Genomic DNA, 12,969 nt, shown 5'->3' with positions numbered 1-12,969 from the left:
CCTTGACGTGATGCAAAATACTGCACTATGAATTCGGCATACAAAATATTACATTGCATGATCGAGGAGTTCGAGTGGGGCTGACCCGGATACCGGGGCTGCTGTTCGGCGGGGACTACAACCCGGAGCAGTGGCCGGAGGAGGTGTGGGCCGAGGATGCGCGGCTCATGGCCGAGGCCGGGGTCAACATGGCGACCGTCGCGGTGTTCTCCTGGTCACGTCTGGAGCCCGAGCGCGGTTCGTACGACTTCGGGTGGCTTGACCGGGTGCTGGACCTGCTGCACGAGCACGGCATCGCCGCCGACCTGGCCACCGCGACCGCGACGCCGCCGCCGTGGCTGGTGCGCGAGCACCCCGAGATGATGCCGGTCAACGCCGACGGCGTGCGCCTGGAGTTCGGCTCCCGGCAGGGCTACTGCCCGAGTTCACCGGTCTACCGCGAGCACGCCGTACGGCTGGCCACCACGATGGCCGAGCGCTACGGCGAGCACCCCGCGCTGGCCATGTGGCACATCGGCAACGAGTACGCCGACCACACACTCGAATGTTTCTGCCCGGAGTCCGCCCGCCACTTCCGCCGCTGGCTGGAAGCGCGGTACGCGACCGTGGACGGCCTCAACGACGCCTGGGGCACCTCCTGCTGGGGCCAGCACTACACCGGCTTCCACCAGGTCGAGCCCCCGAGGACGGCGCCCGGCCCGGTCAACCCCGCCCAGGTGCTCGACTGGCGGCGCTTCTGCAGCGACGCGCTCCTGGAGTTGTTCCTGGCCGAGAAGGCGGCGCTGCGCGCGGTCACCCCGGGCGTCCCCGTCACCACGAACTTCATGAGCATCCTGCACGGCCTCGACTACTGGAAGTGGGCCGCCGCCGAGGACCTGGTCAGCGACGACGCCTACCCCGACCCCGCCGACCCCGGCTCCCACGTGCAGGTGGCGCTCAGCTACGACCTCATGCGCTCGCTCCGGCAGGGCCCGTGGCTGCTGCTGGAGTCGGCGCCGTCCGCGGTGTCCTGGCGCGAGGTGAACGTCCCCAAGCCGCCGGGCATGATGCGCCTGCACAGCCTCCAGGCGCTCGCCCACGGCTCCGACGGCGTGATGTTCTTCCAGTGGCGGCAGGCCAGGTACGGCCCCGAGAAGTTCCACTCGGCCATGCTCCCGCACGGCGGGACGCGGACCCGCGGCTGGCGGGACACCCTGGCGCTCGGCGGCGACCTCCGCAACCTGTCGGAGGTGGCGGGGACGCGGACCCGCGCCCAGGTCGCGCTGCTGCTCGACTGGCCGAGCTGGTGGGCCCTGGAGGCCCCGGAGTCCATGCCGTCCAACCGGCTCAAGCTCAAGGAACTGCTCCTGTCCTGGTACGCCCCGCTGCACGCCAGGGGCATCGCCGTGGACCTGGCGCCGCCCGGCCGCGACCTGTCGTCGTACGAGCTGGTCATCGCCCCGAACCTCTACATGTGCACCGCCGAGCAGGCCGCGGCGCTGGAGGCGTACGAGGGCAGGCTCGTCGTGGGGCCGTTCAGCGGCGTGGTGGACGAGAGCGACCGGGTGCACCCCGGCGGCGCGCCCGGTCCGCTGGCCGGGCTGCTCGGCATCGCCGTGGAGGAGTTCTGGCCGCTCGCCGACGGGCAGGTCCAGCGGACCGGCCTGGGCGAGGCCCGCACCTGGGCCGAGTGGATCAGGCTGGCGGGCGCCGAGCCCGTCGCCCTGTTCGAGGGCGGCGACCTGGACGGCCTGCCCGCCGTCACCCGCAAGGGCGCGGTCACCTACGTCGGCTGCGTGCTCGACGACGTGACGCCGGTGCTGGAGCCGCTGCTGGACGGCATCGAGCGCGTCGACGTGCCGGAGGGCGTCGAGGCCGTCAGGAGGGGCGGCCACCTGTTCCTCCTCAACCACACCACCGCTCCGCGGCAGGTCACGCTCCCGTACGCCGGGACGGACCTGCTCACCGGGGCCGAACTGCGGGGCGGCATCGAGCTGGCCCCTCGCGACGCCGTCGTGCTCAGGATCGAAGGAGACAAGTGACGCACCCGTACATACCCAACGCCGAGCCGGGCGTGCGAGCCGAGATGCTCGCGGCGGTCGGCGCGTCGAGCGTCGATGAGTTCTACGCCGACATCCCCGCCGAGCTGCGGCTCGACCGGCCGCTCGACCTGCCGGCGCCGTTCACCGCCGAGCGCGACCTGGTGCGCCACATGAAGGGGCTGTTCGACCGGAACACCGACACCGAGGAGGCGCTCAGCTTCCTCGGCCACGGCTGCTACCCGCACCACGTGCCCGCCGTCTGCGACGAGGTCAACTCCAGGAGCGAGTTCCTGACCGCGTACGCGGGTGAGCCGTACGAGGACCACGGCCGCTTCCAGGCCCTGTTCGAGTACGTCAGCATGATGGGCGAGCTGCTGGAGATGGACGTCGTCAACGTCCCCACCTACGACGGCTTCCAGGCCTCCGGCACCGCCCTGCGCATGGCCTGCCGCTACACCAAGCGGTCGAAGGTGCTGGTCACCGGCGCGGTGAGCGCCGACAAGCTGAGCAAGCTGCACGACTTCCTGGCCCCCGACATCACCGTCGAGCTCGCCCCCGTGGCCGCCGACGGGCAGATGGGCGAGATCACGCTCGACGACTCCTACGCCGCGATCTACCTGGAGACCCCGAACGTCTACGGCGTCGTCGAGACCCGCGGCCGCGAGCTGGCCGACCTCGCCCACGCCCACGGCGCGCGGCTGGTCGTCAGCGCCGACCCCATCTCCCTGGGCGTCCTGGCCCCGCCCGCCTCCTACGGCGCCGACATCGTCTGCGGCGACATCCAGTCGCTCGGCATCCACCAGAACTACGGCGGCGGCCACGCCGGCTACATCGCCACCCAGGACCACGAGCCGCTGGTCGCCGAGTTCCCCTCGCGCCTGTTCGGCATCGCGCCGACGAAGGTCCCCGGCGAGTACGGCTTCGGCGACGTCTTCTACGACCGCACCTCCTTCGCCGTGCGCGAGGAGGGCAAGGAATGGGTGGGCACCGCCGCCGCCCTGTGGGGCATCACGGCCGGGGTCTACCTCGCGCTCATGGGCCCGCAGGGCATGAAGGACCTCGGCGAGACCGTCCTGGCCCGTACCCGTTATGCCATGAACGCCCTGGCCGGGTCGGTCACCGTCCGGCACGAGGGCGCGGTGCACTTCCGCGAGTTCGCGATCGAGGTGCCCGACTCCGCGGCGCTGCTGGCCGCGCTGCGCGAGCGCGGCATCTACGGCGGGGTCCCGCTGGACGAGCGCACGGTGCTGGTCTGCGTGACCGAACGCCACACCATCGACGACATCGACCGGCTCGCGGCAGCCGTACAGGAGGTTGTGCAGGCATGAGCGGGCACGGAGCCGAGTCCTTCGCGGAGCTGCCGGTGGCGCCCAAGCCGCCGCTGCGCCGCTTCCACCAGGCACGCTGGGACGAGCCGATCATCTTCGAGCTGTCGCGCCCCGGCCGCCGCGGCCTGGCCGTGCCCGAGCCGGGCGCGGAGAAGGTCGAGCTGCCCAAGGGCGTCGGGCGGGCCACCCCGCCGAAGCTGCCCGAGATGTCGCAGCCGCACGTGGTCCGGCACTACCTGCGGCTGTCGCAGGAGAACCTGGGCGTCGACCTCAACATCGACGTCGGCCAGGGCACCTGCACGATGAAGTACAGCCCCAAGGTCAACGACCAGTTCGCCAACGCGATCGCCGAGCTGCACCCGCTGCAGCACGAGGACACCGTGCAGGGCGTGCTGGAGGTCTACTGGCGGCTGGAGCGCATGCTGGCCGAGATCTCCGGCATGTCGCGCGTGTCGCTTCAGCCCGGCTCGGGCTCGGCGGCCATCTACGCCAACATCGCCATGATCAGGGCCTACCACGCCGCCCGCGGCGAGGGCCACCGGGACCAGGTCATCACCACGATGTTCTCGCACCCGTCGAACGCGGCCTGCGCCAAGACCGCCGGGTACGAGGTCATCACCCTCATGCCGGACGCCAACGGCCTGCCCGACATCGAGGCCCTGCGTGCCGCCGTCGGCCCGCGCACGGCCGCCCTGATGATCACCAACCCCGAGGACACCGGCATCTACAACTCCCGGATCAAGGAGTTCGTGGACCTGGTGCACGAGGTCGGCGGCCTGGCCTGCTACGACCAGGCCAACGCCAACGGCATCCTCGGCATCACCAGGGCCCGCGACGCCGGGTTCGACCTGTGCCACTTCAACCTGCACAAGACGTTCTCCACGCCGCACGCCTGCGGCGGCCCGGCGGCCGGCGCCTGCGGCGTCTCGCCGGACCTGGAACCGTTCCTGCCGGGGCCGGTGGTGTCGTTCGACGGCGACTCGTACGGGCTGGAGACGCCTGCGCAGACCGTCGGCAAGATCCGGCCGTTCCTCGGCGTCACCCCGAACATCGTGCGCGCCTACGCCTGGATCATGACTCTGGGCGCGAAGGGGCTGCGCGAGGTGGCCGAGACGGCGGCGCTGAACAACAACTACCTGATGCACAAGGTGTTGCAGATCCCCGGGGCCTCGGCGCCGTGGAACCAGCGCAGGATCGAGCAGGTCCGCTACTCCTGGCAGGAGCTGTCGGAGGAGACGGGGGTGCACTCGGAGGAGATCGGCGTGCGCGCCGCCGACTTCGGGGTCCACTACTGGACCAGCCACCACCCGTACCTGGTGCCCGAGCCGTTCACGCTGGAGCCGACGGAGTCGTACTCGCGGGAGGACCTGGACGAGTACGCGGCGATCCTGGAGCACGTCGCCTCGGAGGCGCGGCGGGATCCGGAGTTCGTCAAGGGCGCGCCGTACAACCAGACGATCCACAAGATCGACCCGACGCCGCTGGACGACCCCAAGCAGTGGGCGCCGACCTGGCGCGCCTACGTGCGCAAGCACCTGTCCGCGGGCGGCTGACCCATGGCCTCCGGAGGGAACGGCGTGGTCGGGTTGGTCGTCAACCCGGTCGCGGGGCTGGGCGGGGCCGTGGGGCTCAAGGGCAGCGACGGCGCCGGCGTACAGCGGGCCGCGCTGGCCAGGGGCGCCGAGCCCAAGGCCGGGCGGCGGGCCGCGCAGGCCGTCGCCACGCTGCTCGCCCGCCGTCCCGGCCTCCGGCTGGTGACCGTGGCGGGGGCCATGGGCGAGGACAGCGCCCGCGCCGCCGCGGTCCCGTACGAGCTGGTGCCCTCCGGCGGCCAGGACGTGACCACCGCGGCGGACACGCGCGCGGCCGTCATGGCGCTCGCGGACGTGGACCTGCTGCTGTTCGCCGGCGGCGACGGCACGGCCCGCGACGTGCTCGACGCCGTGCGGGAGCTGGGCGCGGCGGCGCCGCCCGTGCTGGGGATCCCGGCCGGGGTCAAGGTGTACTCGGGGTGCTTCGCGCTCAGCCCGGCCACCGCCGGGTTCGTGGCCGCGGACTTCCTGACCCGGCCAGGGACGGCCGAGGCCGAGGTCGTGGACCTGGACGAGGAGCGCTACCGGCGCGGGCTCGTCAGCCCCCGGCTCTACGGTAGCCTGCGCGTCCCGGCAGGTCGCGCGGCCTTGTCGGGACGTAAGGCGGGCTCCTCGGACGCGGCTCCGGCCACGGTCGAGGGCATCGCCCGGGAGATCGCGGCCCGGCTGCGGCCGGGGGTGCGCTACGTGCTCGGCCCCGGCGCCACCACGGCGGCCGTGGGCAGGGAGCTCGGGCTCGCCACCACGCTGCTCGGCGTGGACGTGGTCGAGGCCCGTACGGGCGGCGCCGACCTGGTGGCCGCCGACGTGACCGAGGGGGAGCTGTTCGAGCTGGTACGCGGCCGGGAGACGGTCCTCGTGCTGTCGGTGATCGGCGGCCAGGGCTTCGTGCTCGGACGCGGCAACCAGCAGGTCTCCCCCCGGGTGCTCGACGAGGTGCTCGGCGGTGTCCCCGGCGGTGTCTCAGGCGGCGATCCCAGCGGTGTCTCCGGGGGTGGGGACGGGCTGGTCGTGCTGGCGACGCAGCAGAAGCTGGCCGGGCTCGGAGGGCGGCCGCTGCTGGCCGACAGCGGTGACCAGGAACTGGACCGGAAGCTGGCCGGGCACGTACGAGTGATCACCGGATACCGCGAAAGCACGATTTATCGCATTTGTGCGGCAAGTGAGGAGTTCTACGGATGAACAGGCTCGATGGCAAGGTCGCGATCGTCACCGGTGGTGCCTCCGGCATCGGTCGCGCGACGGCGTTGCTCTTCGCCGAGGCGGGCGCCCAGGTCGTCGTCGCCGACATCGACGGCGCGGGGGCCGAGGAGACGGCCAAGCAGATCGTGGCGTCGGGGGCGGCCGCGGTCGCCGTCCAGGGGGACGTGTCCGCGGAGGAGGACTGCCGGCGCATCGTCCGCACGGCCGTGGACACCTACGGCGGCCTGCACGTGCTGTTCAACAACGCGGGCATCATCCGCCGCACCACCGTCCTCGACCTCGACGCCGATGAGTGGGACCGGGTGATGGCGGTCAACGTGCGCTCGGTGTTCCTGATGTGCAAGCACGCCGTCCCGCTCATGACCGAGGGCGGCTCGATCGTCAACACGGGCTCCGGCTGGGGCCTCAAGGGCGGTGGGAACGCGATCTCCTACTGCGCCTCCAAGGCGGCCGTCGTCAACATGACCAGGGCGCTGGCGATCGACCACGCCAAGGCCGGGATCCGGGTGAACTCCGTCAACCCCGGCGACACGAACACGCCCATGCTGCGGGACGAGGCCCGCCAGCTCAACGAGGACTGGGCCGCCTTCGAGGCCGACGCCGCCGACCGGCCGATGGGCCGCTCGGGCAGCCCCGAGGAGATCGCCCAGGCCGTCCTCTTCCTGGCGAGTGACGCCGCCAGTTACGTCACCGGTTCCGCGCTCGTCGTCGACGGCGGCGGGCTCGCGTAGCCCTCAACAGCACCACCCCCCCGAAGGAGCCCATCATGAAGCGTGCGCTGGCCGTACTGGGTCTGCTCGCCACCGCCGCCACCGCCTGCAGCGGCGGTGGAGGGAACGTTCCCGGCGTGAGCGGGAACGCCGCCGCAGGGCAGGTCACCATCCGCTGGTCCACGTGGGGATCGGCCGAGGACGTCAAGCTCTACGAGTCCTTCACCAAGGACTTCGAGCAGCGTCACCCGAACATCAAGCTCAAGCTGGAGTCCGTCGCCAAGTACGAGGACTACCACCCCAAACTGCTGGCCCAGCTCACCAGCGGCACGGCTCCCGACGTGTTCTTCGTGGGCGACGACAACATCGGCAAGTTCGTCTCCGCCGGGGTCGTCTCACCGCTCAACGACCAGCTCGCGGGCGCCGACTCCAAGAGCAAGCCCGAGGACTTCTACGACGGCATTTACGGCGGCGCCAAGAAGGACGGTCAGATCTACGGCGTCCCGAACGACACCAACCCCGAGGTCCTCTGGTACGACAAGAAGGCCCTGAAGGCCGCCGGCATCACCGAGGACCCGGCCACCCTCAACGCGTCCAAGCAGTGGACCATGGCCAAGTACCTGGACATGAACGCCAAGCTCAAGGCCGCGGGCCTGGGCGGGTCCGTCTACTGGAACTGGTACGGCTCGACGTACTCGGTCGTCAGCGGCTTCGGCGGCAAGGTCTGGGACGGCGGCAAGTTCGTCGCCACCACCGACCCCAAGTCCCGCAAGGCGCTGGAGACCCTGGCCAAGGGCTACCAGGACAAGACGTTCCTGAGCGCGGACCTGCAGCCCGCGAGCAACAGCGGGAACACCCAGTTCATCAAGCACAAGGTCGGCTTCTACGCCGGCGGCCGCTGGGTGATCGACATCGTCAAGAAGGGCGGCGAGCTGGACAACTACGACATCGTCCCGTTCCCGTCCGAGAGCGGCGAGCCGATGCCCGGGGCGGTGGCGGCCTCGTACCTGTCGCTGAACAAGGGCACCAAGCAGGCCAAGGAGGCCTTCACCTTCCTGACGGAGTTCGTCAGCAAGGAGGGCCAGGCGCTGCGGCTCAAGGACGGCGGCGCGGTGCCGTCGATCAAGGGCGCCGAGCAGATCGTGCTGGCCGGCAACTACCCGGCGCACGCCCAGACGTTCCTCGACGTGCGTGACACCGGCTTCGCGAACTACCCCGAAGAGGTCGCGGTGCCCGGCCTGACCGCCTCGATCAACGAGCACCTGATGAAGGTCTGGCAGGGCAAGCTCGGCTTCGAGCAGGGCATGACCGAGCTGCAGTCCCTCGTCGACGGCAAGCTGGGCTAGCCGATGGCAGTGCTCGCCGGGCCGCGCGGCAAGACCGCCGCGCGGCCCGCCAAGAAGCTGCGCGACCGGGACGGCTGGTGGGCCACGCTGTTCCTCGCGCCGCAGGTCGGCCTGCTGGTGGTGTTCCTGGTCATCCCGCTCGGGTTCTCCGTGGTGCTGGCCTTCATGAACTGGGACGGGCTCGGGGAGAAGTCGTGGGCCGGGCTGTCCAACTTCGCCGACCAGCTCACCGACCCGCTGTTCGGCCGCGCGGTGTGGAACACGATCAAGCTGGCGTTCCTGACCGTGCCCTTCGGGCTCGCCCTCGCGGTGCTGATCGCGGTCGCCCTGAACAACATCAAGGGCAGCAACTTCTACCGGGTCGTCTACTTCATGCCGGTCGTCACCAGCTCGGTGGCCGTCGCCCTCATGTGGCAGGTCATCCTGGCCGGCGACGAGAACGGCGTGCTGAACACCTCGCTCCGGAACTGGTTCGGCATCGGCGGCCCCGACTGGCTGCTCAGCCCCAGCTGGGTCATCGTGGCGATCGCCGTCGTGACGATCTGGTCCTCGCTCGGCCTCAACGTGGTCATCTTCATGGCCGGGCTGCAGACGATCCCGCCGCAGGTCGTCGAGGCCGCCCGGATCGACGGCGCGGGTCCGTTCCGGATCTTCCGGTCGGTCACGCTGCCGCTGCTGTCGCCCACGATCTTCTTCTCGTCCGTGGTCGCGGTGATCAGCTCGTTCCAGGCGTTCGACCAGATCTACGTACTGGTGGATCCCAAGGACAACGAGGGCGCGCGCACGATCGTGTACCACATCTACGACCTGGGGTTCAAGAAGTTCGAGTTCGGCCCGAGCAGCGCGGCCGCCCTGATCCTGCTGGTGCTCACGCTGCTCGTGACACTGGTCCAGTTCGCCGCGCAGAAGCGCTTCGTCCACTACGACTCGTGAGGCGGTACGCATGAGATCACGGCAGATCGGTCTGCACGCCGCGCTCACGGTCGGCGGGCTGCTGATGTTGTTCCCCTTCGTGTGGATGTTGCTCACCTCCGCCAAGGGCGTGCGGCAGATGATCAACGATCCGACCGCGTGGCTGCCGACCCCCTGGATCTGGCAGAACTATCCCGACGCGCTGTCGACCATGCCGTTCGGGCTGGCGTACTGGAACAGCTTCTACATCGCCGCGCTGAACGTGGCGCTCACCCTGCTCACCTCGGCCATGGCCGCCTACGCCTTCGCCCGGATCAGGTTCAGGGGGTCGGGCGTGCTGTTCGTGGTGTTCCTGGCCACGCAGATGGTGCCCGCGCAGGTGACCATCGTGCCGCTCTACCTGATGCTGGCCAAGTTCGGCTGGATCGACTCGCACCTGTCGCTGATCATCCCGTCCGTGGCGAACCCGTTCGCGGTGTTCCTGCTGCGCCAGTTCATCAGGGCGGTGCCGATCGAGCTGGAGGAGGCGGCCAGGATCGACGGCGCGGGCCGGTGGCGGTGCTTCTGGAGCATCGTCCTGCCCAACATCCGGCCAGGGCTCGGCGCGCTCGGCATCATCGTGTTCCTGGCGTCCTGGAACTCGTTCCTGTTCCCGCTGATCTTCCTGAACACGCCGGAGCTGTTCACCGTCCCGCTGCTGCTCAGCCAGTTCGCCCAGCAGCACGGCGCGACCGACTACGGGCAGATCCTGGCGGCCTCGGCCATCGCCGTGGTGCCGACGCTGATCGCGTTCCTGATCGGCCAGCGGAAGATCATCAACTCGATGGCCGCCTCGGGCCTTGGAGGAAAGTAAGTGCTGGACCTGCGAGAACGTCCCTTCACCGAACGCGGCTCGCGGCTGCTCGTCATGGCGGCCGACGACGGCTCGCTGCGCGTCGCCCGCGCGCTCTACGAGACGCGGCTCGACGACACGACCGTCCGCACCGGCCTGCGCTTCTACGCCGGCGCCCGCGAACTGCGGGTACGCCGGGCGCTGCCGGACCGGGTCGAGTTCGACGGGGACGTCACCCTCGCCTTCGCCGACCCGGACACCCTCGTCGCGATCGGCGAGGGCGTCCGGGCCGTCTGGGACGGCGGCGAGGCGTCCGTCGACGGCTGCGTCACGCTCGCCGGCGAACCGGCCCTCCTGGACGGCGCCAAGGTGCTGGCACAGGCCGCCGAACGCTGGGCCGCCTGGTTCGCCAGGATGCCCGCCGTACCCGCCGAACTGCGCGAACGCGCCGAGCAGGCGTGGTGGACGCTCGCGGTCAACCTGGTGGACATCCAGGGTCGGGAATCCCTCATCCCGTCCAAGTACGGATACGTCGGCCTGTGGAACTGGGACTCCTACTTCCACGCCATCGCCCTCCGGCACGCCGACCCCGACCTGGCCAGGGAGCAGATCCGCATCCTGCTCGACAACCAGCGCCCCGACGGCCTGATCCCCGACGTCGTGCACGACCACGGCGTGCTCGCGGAGACCACCGACCTGCCCCGCTCCGACCTGGCCAGGCTCGCCCAGCACGTCGGCGGCGAGCCGATCCGGCACGTCGTACCCGTGACCAAGCCGCCGCTCACCGCGTGGGCCGTGTGGAAGATCCACGAGGTGGACCCGGACCCCGCCTTCCTGGCCGAGGTCTACGAGCCGCTGGTCCGGTCGCAGGAGTGGTGGTTCACCCACTCCGACCCCGACGGCGACGGGCTGGCCGAGTACCTGCACCCGTACTCGTCCGGGCTGGACGACAGCCCCATCTGGGACCACGGCCCCCGCGCCGAGCCCCCGGACCTGAACTCCTACCTGGCGCTCCAGTACGACCGCCTGGGCGACATCGCCGCCGCCCTCGGCGCGGACGACGGCGAATGGCGGGCCAGGGAGCAGGCGCTCGTGGACCGCATGGTCGAACGCCGCTGGAACGGCCACCGCTTCGTCACCAAGGTCGCCGGAGCGGGCGAGGCCGACGTGCGCACCCCGCTCGACCTCATGCCGCTGCTCACCGGCCGCCTCCCGGCCGAGATCGCCGACCGGCTGGTCCAGGACCTGACCTCGCCCGCCTTCTGGGCCGAACGCCCGGTCCCCACGGTGGCCTTCGACGACCCGCGCTTCGACCCCGACGCCATGTGGCGCGGCCCGGTCTGGCTCAACGTCAACTACCTGCTGATCGACGGCCTGCGCCGCTCGGGCCACCCCGAGGTCGCCGGTGAGCTCGCCGCGCGCACCCTGGCCATGGTGCGCGACGGCGGCGGCCTCTACGAGTACTGGAACCCCCTCACGGGGCGGCGGGCGGGCCGGGCCACGAGCGGCTTCGGCTGGTCCTCGGCGCTGTTCATCGACCTCGCCCACGCCGCCCTATGAGTTCTTGACCAGCGCGAACGCCCCCCGCGTCAGCGCCAGCAACTCCTGGGCGACGGGCCCCTGGTCGAAGGGCGCGGACGGGTTCACGGCCGACGTGGACACCACGTACGTCCGGCCCCCGGCCGTGCGGGCGAGGAAGCTCATGGCCAGCAGGCCGGGCTCCGAGCCGCCCTTGTGCCACACCAGGGGCCACTGCGCCTTGTCCAGCCGCAGCCCCGCGTCGGCGATCGAGAGGATCTCGCCGACGCGGGCATCCTTCAGCCCGGCCAGCCCGCTGTAGGCCCGGCAGACCTGGACGGGCGTCGCGAACCACTCCAGGCTGTCCAGGTCGCGCGGCTCGCTCCAGGGCCGCACCTTCGACAGCGGCACCTTGCCGACCACCTTGTCCAGGTAGGCGCGGCGGGCGGACGTGCCGAGCGAAAGGTACCGCTCGGCGTGCCGGGGGTAGCCGGCGCCCTTGAGCACGAACAGCTCCCTGGTCGTCAGGAACGGCACGTTGCGCCGGTCGCCGCCCCACGAGCGCATGACCCGCTCGACCGTCCGGCGGCCGGCCTTGTCGATCAGCAGGTCGGCGGCGGTGTTGTCGCTGATCGAGATCATCAGCCGGGCCGCCTCCAGCACCGTCACCTCGCTGTTGTCGGGACGGTCCTGAAGCTCGCCGCTCGGCAGGCTCTTCAGCTCGGGCCTGATCGTGAGCTTGGTGTCCCAGCCGAACGCGCCGCTCCTGACCCGCTCGGCCACCGCGCCCAGCACGTACAGCTTGAACATCGAGCCCAGCGGGAAACTCTTCTCGCCGGCCACCGCGTGGACCGGGCGGCAGCGGCCGTCGCCGGTCACCTCGGCGGCCAGGAAGCCGGCCCGCGGCGCGGCCTGACGCAACCGCCGGTCCAGCTCCGACCAGCTCGCCGGTGCCACGGCGGTGAACTGGATGTAGTCGACCTTGCCGGTCCCGTCCACGCCGAGCGCGAGGGTGAACGCCTTGCCGCCCGCCGCGACGGTGGCCGACAACGACCGCTCCTGGGCCTGGTCCAGCCGGTCCAGCCGCATGCCGCCGAACCCGGCCAGCGCCTGGTTGAGCTGCGCCGGAGGGATGTGTTCGAGGAAGGTGGGCGCGAAGTGCCCGGCCAGCTCGGCGTCGCCGACGGGCAGCCGGTTGACCGCGTCCAGCAGCCAGGTCAGCTGCCTGCCCGCGGGGGTGTCGGGGATCTCCACCGCCGCGCGGGCGGCGGGGGTGGACGTGGGGGCGGCCGAGACCGTCGCGCGGGCGGGGACGGGCTGCGTCGCGCAGGCGGTCACCGCCGCGGCCAGGACGGCCGTCGCCAGAACGGGGAACCTGTGGTGAGACATGACCCCAGCCAACAACGCGCGCCGGACCCGCGCCCACCATACGGGCCACCGTTCTCGCAGGTGAGGGTAGCCGTATGAAATGTGCGGATAACCTCATTGACGCCCTTTCTGTTCCTCC

The 12,969-nt window shown here is 70.9% G+C and carries 10 protein-coding genes; 9 read left to right on the top strand and 1 reads right to left on the bottom strand.

Annotation, left to right across the window (positions count from 1 at the left end; genetic code table 11):
• The first annotated feature begins 74 nt into the window (after positions 1–74).
• From DMB42_RS22645 to DMB42_RS22605, 9 genes are read left to right on the top strand one after another with little or no spacing between them, the layout of a single operon-like run.
• The gene (locus tag DMB42_RS22645) at positions 75–2,021 is read left to right on the top strand and encodes a beta-galactosidase (protein ID WP_221762294.1); all 1,947 of its coding nucleotides are present in this window, start codon (positions 75–77) and stop codon (positions 2,019–2,021) included.
• Positions 2,018–3,349 carry an aminomethyl-transferring glycine dehydrogenase subunit GcvPA gene (gcvPA, locus tag DMB42_RS22640; RefSeq protein WP_125636998.1) on the top strand — a complete coding sequence of 444 codons (1,332 nt, stop codon included), beginning with the start codon at positions 2,018–2,020 and terminating at the stop codon, positions 3,347–3,349. Before DMB42_RS22645 ends, gcvPA begins: the two co-directional genes overlap by 4 nt.
• The gene (gcvPB, locus tag DMB42_RS22635; protein WP_125636997.1) at positions 3,346–4,902 is read left to right on the top strand and encodes an aminomethyl-transferring glycine dehydrogenase subunit GcvPB; all 1,557 of its coding nucleotides are present in this window, start codon (positions 3,346–3,348) and stop codon (positions 4,900–4,902) included. Before gcvPA ends, gcvPB begins: the two co-directional genes overlap by 4 nt.
• 24 nt (positions 4,903–4,926) lie before the next feature.
• Positions 4,927–6,123, top strand: a complete 1,197-nt coding sequence (locus DMB42_RS22630; protein WP_221762293.1) for an ATP-NAD kinase family protein — start codon at positions 4,927–4,929, stop codon at positions 6,121–6,123.
• Positions 6,120–6,875: an SDR family NAD(P)-dependent oxidoreductase gene (locus tag DMB42_RS22625; protein WP_125636995.1), complete on the top strand. Its 756-nt coding sequence runs from the start codon at positions 6,120–6,122 to the stop codon at positions 6,873–6,875. The genes DMB42_RS22630 and DMB42_RS22625 overlap by 4 nt, the downstream gene beginning before the upstream one ends.
• A 35-nt stretch (positions 6,876–6,910) precedes the next feature.
• Positions 6,911–8,200 (top strand): ABC transporter substrate-binding protein, encoded by a 1,290-nt coding sequence (locus DMB42_RS22620; RefSeq protein ID WP_125636994.1) that lies wholly within the window; start codon positions 6,911–6,913, stop codon positions 8,198–8,200.
• Positions 8,201–8,203: 3 nt separating this feature from the next.
• Entirely contained in the window at positions 8,204–9,133 is a 930-nt protein-coding gene (locus tag DMB42_RS22615; protein WP_125636993.1) for a carbohydrate ABC transporter permease, read from the top strand.
• 10 nt (positions 9,134–9,143) lie between these two features.
• The gene (locus tag DMB42_RS22610; protein ID WP_125636992.1) at positions 9,144–9,965 is read left to right on the top strand and encodes a carbohydrate ABC transporter permease; all 822 of its coding nucleotides are present in this window, start codon (positions 9,144–9,146) and stop codon (positions 9,963–9,965) included.
• Complete coding sequence (locus tag DMB42_RS22605) at positions 9,966–11,504, top strand: amylo-alpha-1,6-glucosidase (RefSeq protein WP_125636991.1); 1,539 nt, start codon at positions 9,966–9,968, stop codon at positions 11,502–11,504.
• Here DMB42_RS22605 and DMB42_RS22600 read toward each other — a convergent pair.
• On the bottom strand, positions 11,499–12,851 hold the full coding sequence (locus DMB42_RS22600; RefSeq protein ID WP_125636990.1) for a serine hydrolase: 1,353 nt from the start codon (positions 12,849–12,851) through the stop codon (positions 11,499–11,501). The genes DMB42_RS22605 and DMB42_RS22600 overlap by 6 nt on opposite strands.
• Positions 12,852–12,969 lie beyond the last annotated feature (118 nt).

The organism is Nonomuraea sp. WAC 01424 (genome assembly GCF_003947315.1).
Classification (GTDB): domain Bacteria; phylum Actinomycetota; class Actinomycetes; order Streptosporangiales; family Streptosporangiaceae; genus Nonomuraea; species Nonomuraea spiralis.
The sequence above is the reverse complement of the archived record's forward strand: the minus strand, read 5'-3'. Positions and strand labels throughout refer to the sequence as shown.